The organism is Xenorhabdus ishibashii (assembly GCF_002632755.1).
In the GTDB taxonomy this organism is placed as follows: Bacteria; Pseudomonadota; Gammaproteobacteria; order Enterobacterales; family Enterobacteriaceae; genus Xenorhabdus; species Xenorhabdus ishibashii.
On the sequence record NZ_NJAK01000001.1, the window covers coordinates 1,541,053 to 1,564,479 of the forward strand.

At 45.4% G+C, this 23,427-nt stretch carries 24 protein-coding genes, 7 tRNA genes and 4 rRNA genes; 2 read left to right on the forward strand and 33 right to left on the reverse strand.

The window, feature by feature from the left end; genetic code table 11:
- From rplX to Xish_RS07400, 20 genes are all read right to left on the reverse strand, one after another.
- On the reverse strand, window positions 1-315 hold the full coding sequence (gene rplX, locus Xish_RS07305) for a 50S ribosomal protein L24 (protein ID WP_099117314.1): 315 nt from the start codon (window positions 313-315) through the stop codon (window positions 1-3).
- Window positions 316-325: 10 nt separating this feature from the next.
- Entirely contained in the window at window positions 326-697 is a 372-nt protein-coding gene (gene rplN, locus Xish_RS07310; protein ID WP_004246955.1) for a 50S ribosomal protein L14, read from the reverse strand.
- A 174-nt stretch (window positions 698-871) separates the two neighbouring features.
- Window positions 872-1,126: a 30S ribosomal protein S17 gene (gene rpsQ, locus Xish_RS07315; RefSeq protein WP_010847485.1), complete on the reverse strand. Its 255-nt coding sequence runs from the start codon at window positions 1,124-1,126 to the stop codon at window positions 872-874.
- Window positions 1,126-1,317: a 50S ribosomal protein L29 gene (rpmC, locus tag Xish_RS07320; protein ID WP_010847484.1), complete on the reverse strand. Its 192-nt coding sequence runs from the start codon at window positions 1,315-1,317 to the stop codon at window positions 1,126-1,128. The genes rpsQ and rpmC overlap by 1 nt, the downstream gene beginning before the upstream one ends.
- A complete protein-coding gene (gene rplP / locus Xish_RS07325) occupies window positions 1,317-1,727 on the reverse strand; it encodes a 50S ribosomal protein L16 (protein WP_012990491.1) in 411 nt (136 codons plus the stop codon). Before rplP ends, rpmC begins: the two co-directional genes overlap by 1 nt.
- 12 nt (window positions 1,728-1,739) lie before the next feature.
- Window positions 1,740-2,441 (reverse strand): 30S ribosomal protein S3, encoded by a 702-nt coding sequence (gene rpsC, locus Xish_RS07330; RefSeq protein WP_074021480.1) that lies wholly within the window; start codon window positions 2,439-2,441, stop codon window positions 1,740-1,742.
- 17 nt (window positions 2,442-2,458) lie between these two features.
- Window positions 2,459-2,791 (reverse strand): 50S ribosomal protein L22, encoded by a 333-nt coding sequence (gene rplV / locus Xish_RS07335; RefSeq protein WP_010847481.1) that lies wholly within the window; start codon window positions 2,789-2,791, stop codon window positions 2,459-2,461.
- 14 nt (window positions 2,792-2,805) lie between these two features.
- Window positions 2,806-3,084 (reverse strand): 30S ribosomal protein S19, encoded by a 279-nt coding sequence (rpsS, locus tag Xish_RS07340; protein WP_011148791.1) that lies wholly within the window; start codon window positions 3,082-3,084, stop codon window positions 2,806-2,808.
- Between the two features lie 14 nt (window positions 3,085-3,098).
- Window positions 3,099-3,923 (reverse strand): 50S ribosomal protein L2, encoded by an 825-nt coding sequence (gene rplB / locus Xish_RS07345; RefSeq protein WP_074021479.1) that lies wholly within the window; start codon window positions 3,921-3,923, stop codon window positions 3,099-3,101.
- Between the two features lie 19 nt (window positions 3,924-3,942).
- Window positions 3,943-4,245: a 50S ribosomal protein L23 gene (rplW, locus tag Xish_RS07350; protein ID WP_038269605.1), complete on the reverse strand. Its 303-nt coding sequence runs from the start codon at window positions 4,243-4,245 to the stop codon at window positions 3,943-3,945.
- Window positions 4,242-4,847 (reverse strand): 50S ribosomal protein L4, encoded by a 606-nt coding sequence (rplD, locus tag Xish_RS07355; protein WP_074024774.1) that lies wholly within the window; start codon window positions 4,845-4,847, stop codon window positions 4,242-4,244. The genes rplW and rplD overlap by 4 nt, the downstream gene beginning before the upstream one ends.
- Before the next feature lie 16 nt (window positions 4,848-4,863).
- Entirely contained in the window at window positions 4,864-5,496 is a 633-nt protein-coding gene (rplC, locus tag Xish_RS07360) for a 50S ribosomal protein L3 (RefSeq protein WP_099117315.1), read from the reverse strand.
- Between the two features lie 32 nt (window positions 5,497-5,528).
- Window positions 5,529-5,840 (reverse strand): 30S ribosomal protein S10, encoded by a 312-nt coding sequence (gene rpsJ / locus Xish_RS07365; RefSeq protein WP_001181005.1) that lies wholly within the window; start codon window positions 5,838-5,840, stop codon window positions 5,529-5,531.
- A gap of 326 nt (window positions 5,841-6,166) precedes the next feature.
- Window positions 6,167-6,643: a bacterioferritin gene (gene bfr / locus Xish_RS07370; protein ID WP_099117316.1), complete on the reverse strand. Its 477-nt coding sequence runs from the start codon at window positions 6,641-6,643 to the stop codon at window positions 6,167-6,169.
- A gap of 75 nt (window positions 6,644-6,718) precedes the next feature.
- Entirely contained in the window at window positions 6,719-6,913 is a 195-nt protein-coding gene (gene bfd, locus Xish_RS07375) for a bacterioferritin-associated ferredoxin (RefSeq protein ID WP_099117317.1), read from the reverse strand.
- A 241-nt stretch (window positions 6,914-7,154) separates the two neighbouring features.
- Entirely contained in the window at window positions 7,155-8,339 is a 1,185-nt protein-coding gene (gene tuf, locus Xish_RS07380; protein WP_099117318.1) for an elongation factor Tu, read from the reverse strand.
- A gap of 106 nt (window positions 8,340-8,445) precedes the next feature.
- Window positions 8,446-8,521: transfer RNA gene (locus tag Xish_RS07385), tRNA-Thr, on the reverse strand.
- 6 nt (window positions 8,522-8,527) lie between these two features.
- Window positions 8,528-8,602, reverse strand: a tRNA-Gly gene (locus Xish_RS07390).
- 100 nt (window positions 8,603-8,702) lie between these two features.
- Window positions 8,703-8,787, reverse strand: a tRNA-Tyr gene (locus Xish_RS07395).
- 15 nt (window positions 8,788-8,802) lie between these two features.
- Window positions 8,803-8,878: transfer RNA gene (locus Xish_RS07400), tRNA-Thr, on the reverse strand.
- A 428-nt stretch (window positions 8,879-9,306) separates the two neighbouring features.
- Between Xish_RS07400 and coaA the strand changes: the two genes are divergently transcribed.
- On the forward strand, window positions 9,307-10,257 hold the full coding sequence (gene coaA / locus Xish_RS07405; RefSeq protein WP_099117319.1) for a type I pantothenate kinase: 951 nt from the start codon (window positions 9,307-9,309) through the stop codon (window positions 10,255-10,257).
- 33 nt (window positions 10,258-10,290) lie between these two features.
- Here the strand turns inward: coaA and birA are convergent, their stop codons facing one another.
- From birA to btuB, 11 genes are all read right to left on the reverse strand, one after another.
- Window positions 10,291-11,250 carry a bifunctional biotin--[acetyl-CoA-carboxylase] ligase/biotin operon repressor BirA gene (birA, locus tag Xish_RS07410; protein WP_099117320.1) on the reverse strand — a complete coding sequence of 320 codons (960 nt, stop codon included), beginning with the start codon at window positions 11,248-11,250 and terminating at the stop codon, window positions 10,291-10,293.
- A complete protein-coding gene (murB, locus tag Xish_RS07415) occupies window positions 11,247-12,287 on the reverse strand; it encodes a UDP-N-acetylmuramate dehydrogenase (RefSeq protein ID WP_099117321.1) in 1,041 nt (346 codons plus the stop codon). The genes birA and murB overlap by 4 nt, the downstream gene beginning before the upstream one ends.
- Window positions 12,288-12,450: 163 nt before the next feature.
- Window positions 12,451-12,566 (reverse strand): 5S ribosomal RNA (rrf, locus tag Xish_RS07420).
- A 34-nt stretch (window positions 12,567-12,600) separates the two neighbouring features.
- A tRNA-Thr gene (locus Xish_RS07425) sits at window positions 12,601-12,676 on the reverse strand.
- Between the two features lie 54 nt (window positions 12,677-12,730).
- Window positions 12,731-12,846: ribosomal RNA gene (gene rrf, locus Xish_RS07430) — 5S ribosomal RNA — on the reverse strand.
- An 81-nt stretch (window positions 12,847-12,927) separates the two neighbouring features.
- Window positions 12,928-15,837 (reverse strand): 23S ribosomal RNA (locus tag Xish_RS07435).
- A 175-nt stretch (window positions 15,838-16,012) separates the two neighbouring features.
- A tRNA-Ala gene (locus Xish_RS07440) sits at window positions 16,013-16,088 on the reverse strand.
- Between the two features lie 21 nt (window positions 16,089-16,109).
- Window positions 16,110-16,186, reverse strand: a tRNA-Ile gene (locus Xish_RS07445).
- Between the two features lie 66 nt (window positions 16,187-16,252).
- A 16S ribosomal RNA gene (locus tag Xish_RS07450) occupies window positions 16,253-17,795 on the reverse strand.
- Together the 16S, 23S and 5S rRNA genes with 3 tRNA genes alongside form the textbook arrangement of a ribosomal RNA operon.
- Window positions 17,796-18,159: 364 nt before the next feature.
- Window positions 18,160-19,023: a glutamate racemase gene (gene murI / locus Xish_RS07455; RefSeq protein WP_099117322.1), complete on the reverse strand. Its 864-nt coding sequence runs from the start codon at window positions 19,021-19,023 to the stop codon at window positions 18,160-18,162.
- Complete coding sequence (gene btuB / locus Xish_RS07460; protein WP_099117323.1) at window positions 18,968-20,806, reverse strand: TonB-dependent vitamin B12 receptor BtuB; 1,839 nt, start codon at window positions 20,804-20,806, stop codon at window positions 18,968-18,970. The genes murI and btuB overlap by 56 nt, the downstream gene beginning before the upstream one ends.
- A 197-nt stretch (window positions 20,807-21,003) precedes the next feature.
- Between btuB and trmA the strand changes: the two genes are divergently transcribed.
- A complete protein-coding gene (trmA, locus tag Xish_RS07465; RefSeq protein WP_099117324.1) occupies window positions 21,004-22,104 on the forward strand; it encodes a tRNA (uridine(54)-C5)-methyltransferase TrmA in 1,101 nt (366 codons plus the stop codon).
- A gap of 79 nt (window positions 22,105-22,183) precedes the next feature.
- Here the strand turns inward: trmA and Xish_RS07470 are convergent, their stop codons facing one another.
- Both Xish_RS07470 and fabR read right to left on the reverse strand, forming a co-directional pair.
- Window positions 22,184-22,555 carry a YijD family membrane protein gene (locus Xish_RS07470; RefSeq protein ID WP_099117325.1) on the reverse strand — a complete coding sequence of 124 codons (372 nt, stop codon included), beginning with the start codon at window positions 22,553-22,555 and terminating at the stop codon, window positions 22,184-22,186.
- Between the two features lie 21 nt (window positions 22,556-22,576).
- Window positions 22,577-23,239, reverse strand: a complete 663-nt coding sequence (gene fabR, locus Xish_RS07475; protein WP_074019106.1) for an HTH-type transcriptional repressor FabR — start codon at window positions 23,237-23,239, stop codon at window positions 22,577-22,579.
- Window positions 23,240-23,427 lie beyond the last annotated feature (188 nt).

A 23,427-nucleotide genomic window follows, 5' to 3' on the forward strand; every position in this document is an offset into this window, starting at 1 on the left:
TTACTTGATAGTTTCGTTATTAGATTTGAAGAAACGTACTTTTTTACCTTCTTCGAATCTAAAACCTATACGGTCAGCCTTGCCGGTTGCTGCGTTGAAGATTGCAACGTTAGAAACATCGATAGCTGCTTCTTTTTCAACGATGCCACCTGGTTGGTTCAGAGCCGGAACTGGTTTCTGATGTTTTTTAACCAGGTTAATGCCTTCAACAATGATTTTACCAGAAGAAAGAACCTGTTTTACTTTACCGCGCTTACCTTTGTCTTTACCAGTCAGCACGATAATTTCGTCATCACGACGGATTTTCGCTGCCATTGCCTGCTCCTTAGAGTACTTCAGGTGCCAGAGAGATAATTTTCATGAACTTTTCATTACGAAGTTCACGAGTCACCGGCCCAAAAATACGCGTACCGATAACTTGCTCACTATTATTGTTTAACAATACGCAAGCGTTGCTATCGAAGCGAATGACAGAACCGTCCGGGCGACGAACACCCTTCTTGGTGCGCACCACTACCGCTTTCAGGACATCACCTTTTTTCACCTTACCACGAGGAATTGCTTCCTTGATAGTGATCTTGATGATATCACCGACGTCTGCGTAGCGACGGTGCGAGCCACCTAGAACCTTGATACACATTACGCGACGTGCACCGGAGTTGTCGGCCACGTTCAGCATAGTCTGTTCTTGGATCATTTTAGTGCTCCGCTAAATGTCAACTACTACTGAGCCACTTTATTTTTAAAGAGGCCGTTTCAATATCCCATACTACGAGGGCGCGGCATTATAACACCACATCTTCGCGATGGACAGAAAAATAAACGGCCCCATTATTTTTGGGCCGTTTATTTCATACGATACAGCGATCTATTATAGAACCGCTTTCTCTACAACGCGAACTAAAGTCCAAGATTTAGTCTTAGACAGTGGACGGGTTTCGCGGATTTCCACTACATCACCAATTCCACATTCATTGTTCTCGTCATGTACGTGCAGTTTGGTCGTACGTTTGATGAACTTACCATACAATGGGTGTTTCACCTTACGCTCAATAGCAACAACAATGGATTTTTCCATTTTGTCGCTAACAACACGACCTTGCAGAGTACGGATTTTATCGGTCATTACGCACCCGCCTTCTCAGTCAGTAAAGTCTTAACGCGTGCAATATTACGACGCACTTGTTTCAACAGGTGAGACTGTTGCAGCTGGCCACTTGCCGCCTGCATACGCAGATTGAATTGTTCACGTAACAGGTTCAGCAGCTCAGTGTTCAGCTCTTCAACGCTTTTTTCGCGCAGCTCTTGTGCTTTCATTACATCACCGTCTTAGTTACAAAGGTGGTTTTGATAGGCAGTTTCGCTGCTGCCAGCTTGAATGCTTCACGAGCCAGCTCTTCAGGCACACCATCCATTTCATACAGGACTTTACCGGGCTGGATCAAGGCAACCCAGTATTCTACGTTACCTTTACCTTTACCCATACGCACTTCGAGTGGCTTTTCGGTGATAGGTTTGTCTGGGAACACACGGATCCAGATTTTACCTTGACGTTTAATTGCACGGGTCATAGCACGACGTGCCGCTTCGATCTGACGAGCGGTCAGACGACCACGGCCCACAGCTTTCAGACCGAAAGTGCCGAAGCTAACATCCGCACCTGCAGCCAGACCGCGGTTGCGGCCTTTGTGCACTTTACGGAATTTCGTACGCTTTGGTTGTAACATCAGCGACTCTCCTTACTTGCGGCCTTTACGCTGCTGCTTTTTAGGTTGAGCAGCCGGTTTTTCCGCCTGTTCAACTGCAGCCATACCACCCAGGATCTCACCTTTGAAGATCCATACCTTAACGCCGATTACACCATAAGTGGTGTGCGCTTCAGAAGTATTGTAGTCGATATCCGCACGCAGAGTATGCAGAGGTACACGACCTTCACGATACCACTCAGTACGTGCAATTTCAGCACCGCCCAGACGGCCGCTGACTTCCACTTTGATACCTTTAGCGCCCAGACGCATAGCGTTCTGTACAGCACGTTTCATCGCACGGCGGAACATCACACGGCGTTCCAACTGTGAGCTGATACTGTCAGCAACCAGTTTTGCGTCCAGTTCAGGTTTACGCACTTCGGCAATATTAATCTGCGCAGGAACGCCAGCGATATTCGCTACAGCCTTACGCAGTTTTTCAACGTCTTCACCTTTTTTACCGATTACAATACCTGGACGAGCAGTGTGAATGGTTACACGGATGCTTTTCGCAGGACGTTCGATAACGATACGTGAAATAGATGCTTTAACCAGTTCTTTGTTCAAGTACTGGCGAACTTTAAAGTCGCTGTCCAGGTTGTCAGCGAATTCTTTGGTATTCGCATACCAGGTAGAGTTCCAAGGTTTGACAATCCCCAGACGAATACCATTAGGATGTACTTTCTGACCCATTGCTAGTCTCCAGAGTCTCAGCGATCGGACACAACCACAGTGATGTGGCTGGTGCGCTTCAAGATACGATCTGCACGGCCTTTGGCACGAGGCATAATACGCTTCATAGTTGGGCCTTCGTCTACGAAAATTTTCGTGACTTTCAGATCATCGATGTCAGCGCCATCGTTGTGTTCTGCGTTAGCAATAGCAGACTCAAGTACTTTCTTCACTAAACCAGCAGCTTTTTTGTTGGTATAGGTCAGAGTTTCCAGAGCTTGCGACACTTTCTTACCGCGAATCAGGTCAGCCACAAGGCGAACCTTCTGAGCAGAAGAACGAGCGTGGCGATGTTTAGCGATAGTTTCCATCTCTTCCTCCTACCTTAGCGCTTTTTAGCCTTTTTATCGGCCGCATGGCCGCGATAAGTACGGGTCGGCGCGAATTCACCCAGTTTATGACCAACCATTTCGTCGGAAACAAAAACTGGAACATGCTGACGACCATTATGGACAGCGATGGTCAAACCGATCATGTTAGGAAAGATCGTTGAACGACGGGACCAAGTCTTAATAGGCTTTTTGTCTCCGCTTTCCACCGCTTTCTCTACCTTCTTCAGCAAGTGCAGGTCAATAAATGGACCTTTCTTGAGAGAACGTGGCATGGTTTATCCTCTAATTATTTTTTAGAACGGCGACGTACAATATATTGATCAGTACGTTTGTTGCTACGGGTCTTCTTACCTTTGGTTTGAATGCCCCATGGAGTTACAGGGTGTTTACCAAAGTTACGACCTTCACCACCACCATGTGGATGGTCTACTGGGTTCATCGCCGTACCACGAACGGTAGGACGAATACCACGCCAGCGGCTTGCACCAGCTTTACCCAGAACGCGCAGCATATGTTCTGCGTTACCAACTTCACCTAAAGTAGCACGGCAATCAGACAGGATTTTACGCATTTCACCAGAACGCAGACGTAAGGTCACATAAGAACCATCACGTGCAACGATCTGAGCATAAGCACCTGCTGAACGAGCCAACTGGCCGCCTTTACCTGGTTTCATTTCTATGTTGTGAACAGTAGAACCAACCGGGATGTTGCGCATTGGCAGGGCGTTACCAGTCTTGATCGCTGAATCAGCACCAGATTGGATTTGATCACCCGCTTTCAGACCCTTAGGCGCAAGGATGTAACGACGCTCACCGTCTTTGTACAGAACCAGTGCGATGTTTGCTGAACGGTTTGGATCATATTCCAGACGCTCAACAACAGCAGGGATACCATCTTTGTTACGTTTGAAGTCAATCAGACGATAATGCTGTTTATGGCCACCACCGATGTGACGAGTGGTAATACGACCATTGTTGTTACGACCACCAGTTTTGTTGTTTTTTTCCAACAACGGGGCATAAGGTTTACCCTTATGCAGCTCAGGGTTAACCACTTTAACAACGTGGCGACGGCCCGGAGACGTAGGTTTACATTTAACAATTGCCATTGTTCTTTACTCCTCCGACTTACTCAGCGCCGCCAACGAAGTCCAGATTCTGGCCTTCTTTCAAGGTGACGTAAGCCTTTTTCCAGTCGCTACGACGACCAATACGCTGTCCGTGGCGTTTAACTTTACCTTTAACCAGCAAAGTGTTTACACCTTCAACTTCAACTTCAAACAGTTTCTGTACGGCAGCTTTGATCTCTGCTTTAGTCGCGTCTTTCGCAACTTTGAGAACGATGGTGTTGCTTTTTTCCATCGCTGTAGAAGCTTTTTCAGATACGTGCGGCGCGCGCAGTACTTTCAGCAGACGTTCTTCACGGATCATGCCAGCATCTCCTCAACTTGCTTCACAGCTTCAGCAGTCATAACCACTTTGTCGAAGGCAATCAGGCTTACAGGATCGATACCCGCTGTATCACGAACGTCAACCTTATACAGGTTACGAGCTGCCAAGAACAGGTTCTCATCAACTTCGCCAGTGATAATCAGCACGTCTTCCAGAGCCATTTCTTTCAGTTTCTGTACCAGCAACTTAGTCTTAGGTGCTTCAACAGAGAACTTCTCGACAACGATCAGACGATCTTGACGTACCAGTTCAGACAGGATGCTTTTCAGAGCACCACGGTACATCTTTTTATTAACTTTTTGACTGTGGTCCTGTGGTTTCGCTGCGAAAGTTACACCACCAGAGCGCCAAATTGGACTCTTAATAGAACCAGAACGCGCACGACCAGTGCCTTTCTGACGCCATGGTTTTTTACCTGAACCAGAAACTTCAGCACGAGTTTTCTGAGCACGAGTACCTTGACGAGCACCAGCTGCATACGCAACAACTACTTGATGCACAAGCGCTTCATTGAAATCACGCCCGAAGGTAGTTTCGGAAACAGTCAGCGCGCTTTGCGCGTCTTTCATTACCAATTCCATTCCTATCTCCTTGACGTTACGCCTTGACAGCCGGTTTTACGATCAGGTTGCTGTTCGTTGCACCTGGAACAGCACCTTTGACCAGCAGCAGGTTACGCTCAGCGTCAACACGTACTACATCTAAGCTCTGAACGGTTACACGCTCATTACCCAGTTGGCCTGCCATTTTCTTGCCTTTAAATACCTTGCCCGGAGTCTGGTTCTGACCGATAGAACCCGGAACGCGGTGAGACAAGGAGTTACCATGGGTAGCATCCTGAGTACGGAAGTTCCAGCGTTTAACAGTACCCGCGAAACCTTTACCTTTAGATGTACCAGTAACGTCAACTTTTTTAACGTCAGCGAAAATTTCAACGCTAATGCTTTGACCTACAGTGAATTCAGCATCGTCTTCTGACAAGCGGAATTCGCGCAGAATGCGGCCAGCTTCAACGCCAGCTTTAGCGAAATGACCTGCTTCAGGTTTATTAACACGGCTAGCTTTTTTGTTACCAGCCGTTACCTGAATTGCACGATAACCGTCAGTCTCTTTGTTTTTAACTTGAGTTACACGGTTATTTTCGATTTCGATAACAGTTACAGGGATTGAAACGCCATCTTCAGTGAAGATGCGAGTCATGCCCACTTTTTTACCGACTAAACCAATCATTGTTTCAACCTCTTAATCGTTCAATGACCTGATTAACCCAGGCTGATCTGCACATCTACACCAGCAGCCAGATCCAGACGCATCAGAGCATCAACGGTTTTCTCGGTTGGCTCAACGATGTCAACCAGACGTTTGTGAGTGCGAATTTCGTACTGATCACGCGCATCTTTATTAACGTGTGGAGAAATCAGAACGGTAAAACGCTCTTTACGAGTTGGCAGAGGGATCGGACCACGAACCTGCGCACCAGTGCGCTTCGCAGTCTCTACGATTTCCGCAGTTGATTGATCGATCAAACGATGATCAAATGCTTTCAGGCGGATACGGATTCTTTGGTTCTGCATGAGACCAGAGCTCCAACTATTTTATAAACGTAAATGACTACTCCTCGCACCCATTTCGGTTGATGGGGGAGTGTAATCGTTCTGTGCATAACCCCCATATCGGGGGTATTTTAAATGACGGCGATTCACCGTTCATTACTGATAATAATCAGTCCTACTCTTGTAGGTAAGCCCGCGCATTATACGTGAATTTACCCACAAAGCAATATTAAGAGTGAAATTTATGCAAAAAGTACTACAAGAAAGAGGAAAGCAAGAAAGAAAATGAAAGAAAAACGCCCTATATACATCAAAATATATCAAATTATAGGGCGGCAAAATTATAGCTATTCTTCTTCACTAAGCTGAGATTGAATGTAATTTTGTATTCCAATTTTAGTTATCAATTCAAGTTGAATTTCTAACCAATCTATATGATTTTCTTCATCAGTAAGTACCTCTATCATCAAGTCTCTACTGACATAATCATGAACTGAATCGGCATATGCGATTGCTTCTCTGAGATCCTTAACACCACGTAATTCTAATTCCAGATCAGATTTCAGCATTTCTTCTACATCTTCTCCGATATTGAGCTTGCCCAAATCTTGTAGATTTGGCACCCCCTCCAGAAAAAGAATACGCTCGATAAATTTATCTGCGTGCTTCATCTCATCAATGGACTCGTGATACTCAACTTCATTCAAGCGCATCAATCCCCAGTTCTTAAACATTCGGGCATGTAAGAAATATTGATTGATGGCGACAAGTTCATTACCGAGAAGTTTATTCAAATGTGCAATTATTTTTTTATCACCTTTCATAACAAGTTCCTCCGCTTCCAGTAACTAAGTGTAGTACTAATTTAGCAGAGTAATTGCAAGAAAATTGTGCTTATTTTAGGCAACATTATTTATTGAAGGCAGTAGGGCAATCTCCTCATTCATTATTTCACGTGCTTGACGTATGCATTTTCCACAGTCGCTTCCTACAGGAACAAAATTCCTCAGCTCTCTGATAGAACGAATATGTTGCTGATGAACAGCATTACGTATGGCTTTATCACTTACTGCATTGCAGAGACAAACATACATAGAAGCACTCTTCTAAACTCTTTACACACTTTTGATGACTATTTAAGTCAAACAAAATACCCATATCTAAAATTGTTTACGCTTATAAAATAAGCGATACCCAAAATAGTAAATGAAAATAAATCTCACTTCAATTATTGTTTCTATTTTTGAACACAAAAAAACCACCAAATTATGGTGGCTCAAATAAAAAAAGAGGAGCTTTGGCTCCTCTTCCTCATAATCTTTGAATAATCAAAGATTAAGCAATAACTTTAGCAACAACACCGGCACCTACAGTACGGCCACCTTCACGGATTGCGAAACGCAGACCTTCGTCCATTGCGATTGGGGCAATCAGGTTTACTACCATGTTGATGTTGTCACCTGGCATTACCATCTCTACGCCTTCTGGCAGTTCGATAGTACCGGTTACGTCAGTGGTACGGAAGTAGAACTGTGGACGGTAACCTTTGAAGAATGGAGTATGACGGCCACCTTCATCTTTGCTCAGGATATACACTTCAGATTCGAACTGGGTGTGTGGGTGGATAGAGCCTGGCTTCGCCAGAACCTGACCACGTTCAACGTCATCACGCTTAGTACCACGCAGCAGAACACCTACGTTCTCACCTGCACGGCCTTCGTCCAGCAGTTTGCGGAACATTTCAACGCCAGTACAAGTGGTTTTAGTCGTTTCTTTGATACCTACGATTTCAACTTCGTCACCGACTTTAACGATACCGCGCTCTACACGACCGGTCACTACCGTACCACGGCCAGAGATGGAGAATACGTCTTCGATTGGCAGCAGGAATGGCTTGTCAATGTCACGCTCTGGCTCTGGGATGTAAGAATCCAGGGCTTCTGCCAGTTCGATAACTTTCGCTTCCCACTCTGCATCGCCTTCCAGCGCTTTCAGCGCAGAACCACGGATGATTGGGGTGTCGTCGCCTGGGAAATCGTACTGAGACAGCAGCTCACGGACTTCCATTTCTACCAGTTCCAGCAGCTCTTCATCATCGACCATGTCACATTTGTTCAGGAACACGATGATGTAAGGAACGCCTACCTGACGACCCAGCAGGATGTGCTCACGAGTCTGTGGCATTGGGCCATCAGTCGCAGCAACTACCAGGATCGCACCGTCCATCTGAGCCGCACCAGTGATCATATTTTTCACGTAGTCGGCGTGGCCTGGGCAGTCAACGTGTGCGTAGTGACGAGTTGGGGTATCGTACTCTACGTGAGAAGTAGAAATGGTGATACCACGAGCTTTTTCTTCTGGTGCGTTATCGATCTGGTCGAATGCACGTGCGCTACCGCCGTAAGTTTTTGCCAGAACGGTAGTGATTGCAGCAGTCAGGGTAGTTTTACCGTGGTCAACGTGGCCGATAGTACCAACGTTAACGTGCGGTTTTGAACGTTCAAACTTTTCTTTAGACATTAGGTTGTCCCTCTAAGACACGGAATCGGTGGTTTCACCACATCAACCAAGCAATTGCTTGCGAGATATTTACAGGAAGAAAATCAGGAGGTAAGAACAGAAGAAGTGGTGCTGATAGGCAGATTCGAACTGCCGACCTCACCCTTACCAAGGGTGTGCTCTACCAACTGAGCTATATCAGCACATCTTGGAGCGGGCAGCGGGAATCGAACCCGCATCATCAGCTTGGAAGGCTGAGGTAATAGCCATTATACGATGCCCGCGTGAACTCGGCTACCTGACTTTAATCAGTTGTATACTATATCTCAAGTGTTTTTTCTGGAGTATAACCCGAGCAGAACACTCAAGATCGAAACTGGTTAATGGTGGTGGGGGAAGGATTCGAACCTTCGAAGTCTGTGACGGCAGATTTACAGTCTGCTCCCTTTGGCCGCTCGGGAACCCCACCTTTCCAAATTTTTAATGGTGCCGGCACCAAGAGTCGAACTCGGGACCTACTGATTACAAGTCAGTTGCTCTACCAACTGAGCTATGCCGGCATCAAGTGCTGCGCATTCTAGGAAGAGTTGGCCTTCGATGCAACAAAAAAATTGTTTTTTTTATTCTTTTGCTCACAAAACACACACTTCTAATGTTTCTGGTGTTTTTTTCAATAGTTTTAGCTCAAATATCAAACAAACAACCCTTGTGTAGGAAGAACAAATAAATGTACCTTCCAATATTTTTAAAACTTATTTGTATTATCCTTGTCCTTCTTTTTATATAAAGAGAGAAACTGATGGTCATAACAACCTCAGAAATCATACATTTTTTTCATATTTTTGCATTTACCATCAAAAAAATTACTAAAATCATAAAAAATTCTACGCCTACGATAATGCAACCGATATGATGAGATTTATTTTTTGTCGGATACGGGTGTTCTCAACAACCTGTCCAACCTGCATAGACAGGCAGATGTTGGCTTATGAATAAGAAAGAATCTTTTTTGACAACTCCATATTTACAATTTGACCGTAAACATTGGGCAACATTACGTGACTCAGTGCCTTTAACATTAACAGAAGAAGAAGTTGCAGCTTTAAAGGGGATCAATGAAGAAATTTCAATAGATGAAGTGATTGAAATCTATCTTCCATTGTCACGCCTACTCAATTTTTACATTAGCTCCAATTTACGGCGGCAGGCTGTTCTTGAGCAGTTTCTAGGAACAGATGAGCAAAAAATACCTTATGTTATTGGTATAGCAGGCAGCGTTGCTGTCGGAAAAAGTACAACCGCACGTTTATTACAAGCATTACTAAGCCGTTGGCCAGAGCATCGTCGTGTCAAGTTAGTGACAACAGATGGTTTTTTGCACTCCAACAATATATTAAATGAACGTGGATTAATGAAAAAAAAAGGATTCCCTGAATCCTATGATATGCGTAACTTGGTCAAATTTGTCGCTGATATCAAATCAGGCGCAGAAAAAGTCACCGCGCCGGTATACTCTCACCTGAGCTATGACATCGTTCCTGATGAACAACTTATTATCGAAAAACCAGATATTCTTATCCTTGAAGGCTTAAACGTATTACAAAGTGGTATGGATTATCCACATGAGCCACATCATGTATTTGTTTCTGATTTTGTTGATTTTTCTATTTATGTAGATGCACCAGAAAAATTACTCGAGCAATGGTACGTCAATCGTTTTCTTAAATTTCGACAAGGCGCTTTTTCAGATCCTGATTCTTATTTCCACAATTATTCTAAACTGACTAAAGAAGAAGCGATAAATGTAGCATCGAGTATTTGGCAAGAAATTAACGGATTAAACTTACGACAAAACATCTTACCAACGAGAGAACGGGCTAGCTTGATTATGACGAAAGGAATCAATCACACAATTGAAAGTGTCAGATTAAGAAAATAAAACAAAAAGCCGGAAATATTTCCGGCTTTACATTCAACAACCTCTCAAGGAAATTTCGCCGCCGATATAAGGACTAACAATACCATTAATATCAAGTAACAAAGCCCCTTGTTGATCTATTCCGCGAGCTATTCCATGAACTTCCTGATCACCAATAATTAATTTCACCTGGCGATTAATAAAATTATCTAATTCAAACCACCGAGGAATGAAAGAAGTTAGTCCTTCATTTTCAAACTGGATTAATGCTTTTTTAAGTTCCACTATGATTTCTGCAACCAATTTATTCCGTTCAATAATCGTTCCTGATTGCTGTAAATTAGTCCAATTTTGTTTAATTGATTTTTGTTGATCGCTACTCATCGAAATATTCATGCCGATTCCGATAACAACATGGGCTGCATCTCCCGTTTTTCCCGTCAGCTCGACCAATATTCCAGCCAATTTTTTATCATCTAAATATAAATCATTTGGCCATTTTACTTTTACTCTATCGGCTCCCTGGCGATTAAGAACTTCTGCAATGATAATACCAACCACTAAACTTAAACCTATCGCTGCTGCTGGCCCTTGTTCCAAACGCCAATACATAGATAGATATAAGTTTCGACCAAATGCTGAAATCCACTTTCTACCACGACGCCCCCTACCAGCATATTGATATTCTGCTACACAGGCATCTCCTGAATCGAGCTCTGCTAACTTTTCCAGGATATATTGATTCGTGGAGTCAATAACAGATATCACTTCAATGCAATCATTAGGAAGATAATTTTCAATAATTTCTTTATCCAAAAGATCCATAGGGGCAGGAAAGCGGTAACCTTTACCAGGAAGAGTAAGAACCTCTACTCCCCATTCACGAATAGTTTGAATATGTTTATTAATTCCTGCTCGGCTCATTCCCAATTCTTGTCCAAGTTGCTGGCCTGAATGAATTTCGCCGTCGGATAAAACTTTAATTAATTTTAATGGGGTACTAATATCTTTCATGAAATACATTCCACTGCATCTATTTCACCTGTACTGCCAATGAAGCGTACCTCAGGCTCTAAGAATATATTAAATTTTTCTGCAACTTTATTGCGAATATAAGCAGCCAAGGCAGTGACATCTTGTCCCGTTGCATTACCTTTATTAATTAATACTAATGCCTGTTTCATGTGTACGGCAGCGCCACCAATAGCATAACCCTTCAATTGACATTGTTCGATCAGCCAACCCGCAGCAATCTTTACGCTATGCTCATCATGAGGGTATTGAGGACAGCCGGGATATTCAGACTTAATACTGTATGCTAACTCAATTGATATAATAGGATTTTTGAAGAAACTGCCTGCATTACCTATCAATGCAGGATCTGGCAATTTACTCTGACGCATTTCACACACAGCATCGAATATTTGTTCTGGCGTGACTTTTTCTCGTGAGAACTGTGATAAAGCGCCGTAGGTTAAAATTGGCTCCCATCTCTTATTTAAACGTAAACCAACCGCGGTGATAACATAACCATCTTTATATTGGCGCTTAAAAATGCTGTCTCTATACGCAAATTGACACTCATTCGCTGTTAGACGGATTGAATTACCTGTTTTTAGCTCAACAAAATCCACATATTCACAGACATGTTTAAATTCAACTCCATATGCCCCAATATTCTGGATTGGAGCAGAGCCAACATTTCCAGGGATCAAGGCTAAATTTTCCAAACCATAGATCTGTTGTTTAAATAAATAAGTAATTAGTTTATGCCAATTTTCACCTGCACCAACATGAATATGCCATGCAGCATCTGACTCTTGTATATTGATACCAAGAATACGATTTAAAATCACAGTGCCTTTAAAATTTTTGGTGAAAAGGACATTACTTCCTCCTCCCAACAATAAAACAGGGTGATGCTTTTTCATCGCTTCTTGCCATAAGGCCAAAAGCGATTCAATAGAAGTAGCTATACCGATATGATCAGCACTGGCTGAAATGCCAAACGTGTTAAACGCTTTTAGTTGAGTAGATTGACAGGCAGACATTCATTTCAAACTCAATAGGGTAATTTAAGTCGTAGTCTATCAGACTCTATATTTGAAAGATAAGGAAGTCGTTATTACCTAACATCTATCTGTTGATGGAAATCAAAAAGAACCATAAATGCAAAAGGCCACTCATATGAGTGGCCTTTTGACTGGTATTAAAGCTTGGCAGTTCCCTACTCTCACATGGGGAGACCCCACACTACCATCGGCGCTACGGCGTTTCACTACTGAGTTCGGCATGGGGTCAGGTGGGACCGCCGCGCTATTGCCGCCAAGCAAATTCTGTTTTATTTGCCGAACATACTATTCATGGTGCTGATACCCAGATTCGAACTGGGGACCTCACCCTTACCAAGGGTGTGCTCTACCAACTGAGCCATATCAGCAGCAAATGCTAAAAATAAAAAGTGTTGCCAAATGGGCAACACTTATAAAGTGATGTCTGGCAGTTCCCTACTCTCGCATGGGGAGACCCCACACTACCATCGGCGCTACGGCGTTTCACTGCTGAGTTCGGCATGGGGTCAGGTGGGACCACCGCGCTCTTGCCGCCAGACAAATCCTGTTTTCAATCCCGAACAAGCTGTTTTTTCTCTGAAACTGTCTTCTCTCATGCCCAAAACACCTTCGGTGTTGTCAGGTTAAGCCGCACGGTTCATTAGTACTGGTTAGCTCAACGTCTCGCAACGCTTACACACCCAGCCTATCTACGTCCTCGTCTCGAACGTTCCTTCAGTGTCCTCAAGGGACAAGGGAAGACTCATCTTAAGGCAAGTTTCCCGCTTAGATGCTTTCAGCGGTTATCTCTTCCGCACTTAGCTACCGGGCAGTGCCATTGGCATGACAACCCGAACACCAGTGGTGCGTCCACTCCGGTCCTCTCGTACTAGGAGCAGCCCCTTGCAATCTTCCAACGCCCACGGCAGATAGGGACCGAACTGTCTCACGACGTTCTAAACCCAGCTCGCGTACCACTTTAAATGGCGAACAGCCATACCCTTGGGACCTACTTCAGCCCCAGGATGTGATGAGCCGACATCGAGGTGCCAAACACCGCCGTCGATATGAACTCTTGGGCGGTATCAGCCTGTTATCCCCGGAGTACCTTTTATCCGTTGAGCGATGGCCCTTCCATTCAGAACCACCGGATCACTAAGACCTACTTTCGTACCTGCTCGAGCCGTCACTCTCGCAGTCAAGCTAGCTTATGCCTTTGCACTAACCTCACGATGTCCGACCGTGATTAGCTAACCTTCGTGCTCCTCCGTTACGCTTTGGGAGGAGACCGCCCCAGTCAAACTACCCACCAGACACTGTCCGCAACCCGGTTCACGGGCCTACGTTAGAACATCAAACATTCAAGGGTGGTATTTCAAGGATGGCTCCGTGCAGACTGGCGTCCACACTTCACAGCCTCCCACCTATCCTACACATCAAGGCTCAAGGTTCAGTGTCAAGCTATAGTAAAGGTTCACGGGGTCTTTCCGTCTTGCCGCGGGTACACTGCATCTTCACAGCGAGTTCAATTTCACTGAGTCTCGGGTGGAGACAGCCTGGCCATCATTACGCCATTCGTGCAGGTCGGAACTTACCCGACAAGGAATTTCGCTACCTTAGGACCGTTATAGTTACGGCCGCCGTTTACTGGGGCTTCGATCAAGAGCTTCGCCTTGCGGCTAACCCCATCAATTAACCTTCCAGCACCGGGCAGGCGTCACACCGTATACGTCCACTTTCGTGTTTGCACAGTGCTGTGTTTTTATTAAACAGTTGCAGCCAGCTGGTATCTGCGACTGGCCTCGGCTCCGGGCGCATGTCCCTTCACCTAACGCCAGCGTGCCTTCTCCCGAAGTTACGGCACCATTTTGCCTAGTTCCTTCACCCGAGTTCTCTCAAGCGCCTGAGTATTCTCTACCTGACCACCTGTGTCGGTTTGGGGTACGATTCAATGTGACCTGATGCTTAGAGGCTTTTCCTGGAAGCAGGGCATCTGTCACTTCAGCACCATAGTGCCTCGTCATCACGCCTCAGCCTTAAAGCACCCCGGATTTCCCTGGGATGCCAGCCTACACGCTTAAACCGGGACGACCGTCGCCCGGATGACATAGCCTTCTCCGTCCCCCCTTCGCAGCCACACCGAGTACGGGAATATTAACCCGTTTCCCATCGACTACGCCTTTCGGCCTCGCCTTAGGGGTCGACTCACCCTGCCCCGATTAACGTTGGACAGGAACCCTTGGTCTTCCGGCGAGCGGGTTTTTCACCCGCTTTATCGTTACTTATGTCAGCATTCGCACTTCTGATACCTCCAGCAAACCTCACAGTTCACCTTCTCCGGCTTACAGAACGCTCCCCTACCCAACAACACCTAAATGTCGCTGCCGCAGCTTCGGTGCATGGTTTAGCCCCGTTACATCTTCCGCGCAGGCCGACTCGACCAGTGAGCTATTACGCTTTCTTTAAATGATGGCTGCTTCTAAGCCAACATCCTGGCTGTCTGAGCCTTCCCACTTCGTTTCCCACTTAACCATGACTTTGGGACCTTAGCTGGCGGTCTGGGTTGTTTCCCTCTTCACGACGGACGTTAGCACCCGCCGTGTGTCTCCCGTGATAACATTCTTCGGTATTCGCAGTTTGCATCGGGTTGGTAAGTCGGGATGACCCCCTAGCCGAAACAGTGCTCTACCCCCGAAGATGAATTCACGAGGCGCTACCTAAATAGCTTTCGGGGAGAACCAGCTATCTCCCGGTTTGATTGGCCTTTCACCCCCAGCCACAAGTCATCCGCTAATTTTTCAACATTAGTCGGTTCGGTCCTCCAGTTAGTGTTACCCAACCTTCAACCTGCCCATGGCTAGATCACCGGGTTTCGGGTCTATACCCTGCAACTTAACGCCCAGTTAAGACTCGGTTTCCCTGCGGCTCCCCTATTCGGTTAACCTTGCTACAGAATATAAGTCGCTGACCCATTATACAAAAGGTACGCAGTCACCCTGATAAATCAAGGCTCCCACTGCTTGTACGTACACGGTTTCAGGTTCTCTTTCACTCCCCTCGCCGGGGTTCTTTTCGCCTTTCCCTCACGGTACTGGTTCACTATCGGTCAGTCAGGAGTATTTAGCCTTGGAGGATGGTCCCCCCATGTTCAGACAGGATACCACGTGTCCCGCCCTACTCGTTGAGCTCACAATAGGCATGTCTTCGGATACGGGGCTTTCACCCTTTACTGCCGGCCTTTCCAGACCGTTCTCCTGACACGCCTATCGCTGATGGCTCTGGGCTCCTCCCCGTTCGCTCGCCGCTACTGGGGGAATCTCGGTTGATTTCTTTTCCTCGGGGTACTGAGATGTTTCAGTTCCCCCGGTTCGCCTCCTTACCCTATGAATTCAGGCAAGGATAGTGCAACGGATTGCACTGGGTTTCCCCATTCGGACATCGCCGGCTGATAGCGCTTCATATCAGCTCACCGGCGCTTTTCGCAGATTAGCACGTCCTTCATCGCCTCTGACTGCCTAGGCATCCACCGTGTACGCTTAGTCGCTTAACCTCACAACCCGAAGGTGTCTTCGGACTGGAGTTTTTGAGAGACTCATCAATGTTATCGTTCAACAACATCGATTGTTTCAAATTTTCAGCTTGTTCCAGATTGTTAAAGAGCAAATATTCCATAACACACTGTTTTTAATGTGTTCTGAAATACTTTTTGTTATTTAAGAAGAGGATGGTGGAGCTAAGCGGGATCGAACCGCTGACCTCCTGCGTGCAAGGCAGGCGCTCTCCCAGCTGAGCTATAGCCCCATCGAATCGGACAAAAAAAGTTGGTAGGCCTGAGTGGACTTGAACCACCGACCTCACCCTTATCAGGGGTGCGCTCTAACCACCTGAGCTACAAGCCTATACCGAGCCCGTCTCTTCTTCTATCAGACAATCTGTGTGAACACTCACATTTCACCATCGTTGGTTAAGGAGGTGATCCAACCGCAGGTTCCCCTACGGTTACCTTGTTACGACTTCACCCCAGTCATGAATCACAAAGTGGTCAGCGCCCTCCAAAAGGTTAAGCTACCGACTTCTTTTGCAACCCACTCCCATGGTGTGACGGGCGGTGTGTACAAGGCCCGGGAACGTATTCACCGTAGCATTCTGATCTACGATTACTAGCGATTCCGACTTCATGGAGTCGAGTTGCAGACTCCAATCCGGACTACGACAGACTTTATGAGGTCCGCTTGCTCTCGCGAGGTCGCTTCTCTTTGTATCCGCCATTGTAGCACGTGTGTAGCCCTACTCGTAAGGGCCATGATGACTTGACGTCATCCCCACCTTCCTCCGGTTTATCACCGGCAGTCTCCCTTGAGTTCCCACCATAACGTGCTGGCAACAAAGGATAAGGGTTGCGCTCGTTGCGGGACTTAACCCAACATTTCACAACACGAGCTGACGACAGCCATGCAGCACCTGTCTCACGGTTCCCGAAGGCACTTCCGCATCTCTGCAGAATTCCGTGGATGTCAAGAGTAGGTAAGGTTCTTCGCGTTGCATCGAATTAAACCACATGCTCCACCGCTTGTGCGGGCCCCCGTCAATTCATTTGAGTTTTAATCTTGCGACCGTACTCCCCAGGCGGTCGATTTAACGCGTTAGCTCCGGAAGCCACAGCTCAAGGCCACAACCTCCAAATCGACATCGTTTACAGCGTGGACTACCAGGGTATCTAATCCTGTTTGCTCCCCACGCTTTCGCACCTGAGCGTCAGTCTTCGTCCAGGGGGCCGCCTTCGCCACCGGTATTCCTCCACATCTCTACGCATTTCACCGCTACACGTGGAATTCCACCCCCCTCTACGAGACTCTAGCCAACCAGTCTTAGATGCCATTCCCAGGTTAAGCCCGGGGATTTCACATCTAACTTAATTGACCGCCTGCGTGCGCTTTACGCCCAGTAATTCCGATTAACGCTTGCACCCTCCGTATTACCGCGGCTGCTGGCACGGAGTTAGCCGGTGCTTCTTCTGCGGGTAACGTCAATCGCAAGGTGTATTCAACCTTGCGCCTTCCTCCCCGCTGAAAGTACTTTACAACCCGAAGGCCTTCTTCATACACGCGGCATGGCTGCATCAGGCTTGCGCCCATTGTGCAATATTCCCCACTGCTGCCTCCCGTAGGAGTCTGGGCCGTGTCTCAGTCCCAGTGTGGCTGGTCATCCTCTCAGACCAGCTAGGGATCGTCGCCTAGGTGAGCCTTTACCCCACCTACTAGCTAATCCCATCTGGGTTCATCCGATGGCGTGAGGCCCGAAGGTCCCCCACTTTGCTCCAAAGAGGTTATGCGGTATTAGCCACCGTTTCCAGTGGTTATCCCCCTCCATCGGGCAGATCCCCAGACATTACTCACCCGTCCGCCGCTCGCCGGCAGGAAAGCAAGCTTTCCCCCGCTGCCGCTCGACTTGCATGTGTTAGGCCTGCCGCCAGCGTTCAATCTGAGCCATGATCAAACTCTTCAATTAAAAGTTTGATGCTCAAAGAATTCTACTGTTAGTTCGTAATGAATTAACTGTCAGTCACTCTTCAAGACTTTAATCTTTTTTTGCCTTTCGGCTGAGATAGTGTCTTGCGAGTGCCCACACAGATTGTCTGATTAATTTGTTAAAGAGCATTGGCAACCGGCCGTTTCTGCCGGGTTGCGAGGCTGCGTATCTTACGCTTTTCGCCTCCAGAGTCAAGCGATTATTTTCGCTTTTCTCTGCGACCGTCGTGGCTTGTTTCAGCACATCGCCGGTCAGTGGTGGCGCATTATAGGGAGTTTTCTGGGGCTGGCAATAGTTTTTTTGAAAAAAATCACCAACAGATGATTATTGCGCCAAATTTCACTTAAGTTGGTAGTTTTTCCAGCGTTAAGAAACCTAATTCGCGTAAAATGGGGCGCAGACTTTCATTCACCGGCTCTATTTTTGTGCAATATGCTAAATTATCGGCGGTTGTTAAAAACAAATCTTCCCGATTTTTGATGAGCCATGCAGTTCTGCGGGCAATTGCAGCTCCCGAATCAATTAATCTTGTTCCATCTGGTAAAACTTGTGCAATTTCTTCTGCTATCAAAGGAAAGTGCGTACAACCCAAAATGATAGTATCCGGTGGTTCTTTCATTCTTAGCCACGGCTTTAGTATTTTCTCTAACTCTTTTAGTGGAACATCCTTGCCATGTAACTTTCGTTCAGCTAACTCGACCAATTCAGCAGAACCAATTGCATACATCTGGCAATCCGTAGCGAACCTTGCAATTAATTCTTTGGTATAGTCTCGATTCACTGTAGCGCGTGTCGCCAATAATCCCACAACACGATTACAGGTTAGTTTCGCAGCAGGCTTTATCGCTGGTACAACACCAACAACAGGAAAAGAAAAACGTTCACGCAGAGCGGGCAAGCTGACTGTACTTGCAGTATTGCAAGCGATAACAACAACCGCCAAAGGGTGTTTTTTCTGGATTGCATCAACAATCTGGACAACCCTTTCTACAATCACTTCCGCCGTTTTCTCGCCGTAAGGGAATGCCTCATTATCGAAAGCATATATATAGTGGAGATCCGGCAAGAGTTGCCGAATCTCTTGATAGACAGATAAACCACCTACTCCAGAATCAAAAACCAGAATCGTTGGACGGGCGGTTTTGTTTAAATCAGAAGTTGTAGCTTCCAGTGAGGTAGTATTCTCTTCCTGGGGTGCGATAGCCATAGGCTGTCTCATAATGCTTATCAAACAGATTGACTATTCTAGCACGAATTGTTAGGTGGTCAGTGATCGGATATGAGGCGCTGATATCCCACAGACTTACACCGGCTAATTTCACTGTTTTCGCAGGATATGTACTGTAGTCTTGGTCATAACGCCGACCAAGATATTGATAGGTGATCCCCCAATCGATATTAATGGCTTCCCAATCCAATTGATATTTAACTTGCTGTTTGGCTCTGCGAGTTAATTGCTGACCATAACCATCACGCGGATCAATGTACTGTAATGTGAGTTGATGCTGGAACATACCGGTATCCATTGTTCCCGTCCACTCGGCACCTTTTATTTTTGCCTTATCGCTGTTTTCATAACGGTTATTGGCAAAATTTATCAACTGTTCAATATCATTACGATAAACAGATAGACGCCAGTTAAGTAGCCCAGTCAATCCTTCAATTCCGATGTCCCATTGCTTACTTTTTTCTGGTTTAAGGTTTTCATTTCCCCATTTGCTATAAAGCTGACTCAAAGTCGGTGCCTTGAATGCCGTTCCATACGAAGTGATAAAACGATAACCATCAATAAACTCCCAGCCGATGCCAATTTGCCCCGTAGTATTCCAGTCATATTCAGAATGGTGATCTGAACGCACAGCACCTTCTAAAATGACATCTTGTACTTTTTGCTGGGCAGTTAAATATAATCCCGTATTATCAACATATTTTTGTACAGGGATATTATTGGAGCCAGCGGCAACCCATTCTCTTTTCCAATCAATCCCACTACTGATTGCGCCATGACCGACTTGCCACGTATTTCCCCATTGCACATTGTATTGTTTTGAATCACTCAAACTAGAGTTATTACCATAACGCCCATGTTTAGGAACATAATTGTAATCTTTAACGTGGCTGTGACTGACAATGAATTGAGAAGAATAGATGCCTTGGTTAAATTGAATACCAGCATCATAGGTACGACTGAAAAGTTCGCGAGTATCTGCTTCATTGATACTCCATGCATCATAAGCCGTCCGATTATTAAATCCATAGGCTCGGACAAATCCGCTCATTTGTTGATTTATTTTATGATCTATTTCCAACCATAACATTTTACTCATAAAGCCATCACGATCTGGCTGACGATATCCTCCCGTTTTACCATCAACGATCACATCAAACCCTTTGGTATAGGTATAACCTGCGGCTGTAGTTAATAAAGTATTCTCACCAATATTTTGCTGTGTTGAACCCTGATAGTTTTGATACCCGTTCGAGCCGAACCCTGCATTCAGTGTTGTCCCGCGTTGTTCCCGTTTTGTGATGATATTGATCACGCCACCAATAGCATCAGAACCATATACGGCAGAACGCGCGCCACGGATATATTCTATTCTTTGCACCATTGAAATTGGGATCTGGCTAAAATCGGCGGCTCCGGTAATGCCTGCCTGATTCAAACGGATCCCATCCACCAGCACCAAGGTATGACTTGAATTTGTACCACGTACAAATAAAGAAGAGTGCTGCCCCATCCCCCCATTCTGTGCAATATCAATACTCGGCAAACGGCGCAAAACATCAACTAAACTACTGGATTGCCAACGTTCTATATCTTCACGAGTCACTACTGTCGTTGGTGCCAATACTGAAGAAATCGGCTGCTTAAAACGATTGGCTGTAATCACCAATGTATCTTGATTATCTGCAACTGCAACATGGCTCCAACCAGAAAATATCGCCACGGACGTAGCATATAGAAGAATCTGTTTTTTATTTGTCATAAGATTTGTAATGAGAATGTGTGTGGTATCTGGCTATCTATATTTAACTATAAAGCGTCATGCTACGATGGAGATCCTGGCGTGTCCAGAATGCCTTTCTATCAAAAAAAAAGCGGATAAACCAGAAAACTGGACATCCTTTGTACTTTCCCTACAATGCGCTCGGAAATTTTTCTTAACGCGACGAGAACCCGATAATGCAGAATGCCTTGCCAACGGAAAATTATGAAAATCAATTGATGGAGAAAGTCCATCGCCTAAAAGAAATGATGCTCCCTTTTGGCGCACCTGAGCCTGAAGTTTTCCGTTCCCCTGCATCCCATTACAGAATGCGCGCAGAATTCCGTATCTGGCATGAGGAAGATGACCTCTACCACATCATGTTTGATCAACAAACTAAACAGCGTATCCGTATTGATCAATTTCCAGTTGCCAATCATCTAATCAATAAAATGATGCAAGCCATCATTGCTGGCGTAAAAGACAATCCAGTATTACGCCATAAACTGTTTCAGGTGGATTACCTTTCTACCCGCAGTAACAAAATCATTGTCTCTCTGCTTTACCACAAAAAACTGGGGGATGAATGGCGTGAACATGCAACCGCTCTGCGTAACCAACTAACCGCAGCAGGATTTGATGTACAACTTATTGGACGTGCAGCAAAAACCAAGATCATGCTTGACCATGACTATATTGATGAAGCGCTGTCTGTTGCAGGCAAGACCATGATTTATCGTCAGGTTGAAAATAGCTTCACACAGCCGAATGCCAACATTAATATTCATATGTTGGAATGGGCAATTGATATCACCAAAGGCTCGAAAGGTGACTTGCTTGAGTTGTATTGTGGCAATGGTAATTTCTCTCTGGCGCTGGCGCAGAATTTTGAACGAGTACTGGCAACAGAAATTGCCAAGCCCTCAGTGGCAGCCGCACAATTTAATATCGCAGCAAACGAAATTGATAACGTGCAGATTATCCGCATGTCAGCGGAAGAATTTACTCAGGCAATGAACGGAGAGCGTGAGTTCAATCGCTTACAAGGCATTGATTTAAGTAATTATCAATGTGAGACCATCTTTGTTGATCCACCACGAAGTGGGTTGGATGAAGAAACACTAAAAATGGTTCAAGCTTATCCGCGTATTCTTTATATTTCCTGCAATCCAGAAACGCTCTGCCAAAATCTGGAAACACTGACACAAACCCACAAAGTCAACAAACTGGCGCTATTTGACCAATTTCCTTATACCCACCATATGGAATGCGGTGTCCTACTGGAAAAAAGAACATAACGTCATTAAAAACAAAAACGCCACAGAGTCAATTTCGTGGCGTTTTTTATTGGATCATTCTCGATAAAAGCGATTAACTTTAGCTTTTTGAAGTGAGTGTTGCTTGCTGCTTGCGCTTTTTCATCTTTAAGTAGATCCAAAACACTAAAAGAGTGCCAATAAAGACAGGCAAGAAATTAGAGCCAATTGCCGGATATTCCATCCGAATGAATGCACTATACACAAACATGCCTAAGAAGAAGCATCCCGTGGCCAGTTTTGGTAATCCTTCTGCCATTGGATAATTCAAATAACGTTGATGGAGACAATATAAAGAAAGTACCAATGCAATAAGAGGGAAAATAGAAAAAGGGACAAATGAATTGAAAAATGTTGAGAAAGTTCCGTGTGTTGCCATTCCAACGATAAGAGCCAGCAACATTGTGCTTTTATCTTGGCGGTATTGTTCCATCGTATTATTCTCCTTTCATTATTATTCAGAGGATTTAGGGATCGCTTTAGGGACAGTATTTTTTTCTTGCTCACGACGATACCAATAATAAGCGCCTTTGGAAATTATGCGGAGTTGCAAAACCAAACGCTCTTCGAGGCGACGCCTTTTTTCTTCATCAATATCTAATGCTTCTGCACCTGCACTAAACACGATTGTCACCATCGCCTCAGCTTGTATCTCAGTAAAATGACGTGGCATATGGCTGGCTTGCTCAAGATAGTCTGCCAATTCGGCAATAAAATGTTGGATTTCTCGTGCTACAGCCGCACGAAATTCAGCCGATGTACCGGAGCGTTCACGCAGCAATAGACGGAACGCATTGGGATTGTTGCCGATGAATTCCATGAAAGTTGAAACCGAAGTACGGATGACACTACCACCTTTGGCTATGCGCTGGCGAGCCTGACGCATTAACTGACGCAGCATCAAACCACTTTCATCCACCATCGTCAGCCCCAGCTCATCCACATCGCGAAAATGTCGATAAAAAGAAGTCGGTGCAATACCTGCCTCCCGAGCGACTTCCCGTAGGCTCAGGCTGGTAAAACTGCGTTCAGCACTGAGTTGGCTGAATGCCGCCTCAATCAGGGAGCGGCGGGTTTTCTCTTTTTGTTTTGCTCTAACGCCGGTTACGTTACTCACAACAATCCTGATCTATCTCGACTCTAATCGGGCAAATATAACAGATTCTGCTAAGTTTGCTGTGATTGTTCTCTTAAAGCTATTATTCAATGTTTTCCTGGTCTATTTCTAAACAATGAGATAAAAACCTTATGCTCATTGGGTTATTGCTTCAACTAATGTTAAGATAGCGTTGTTATTTTGTGTAA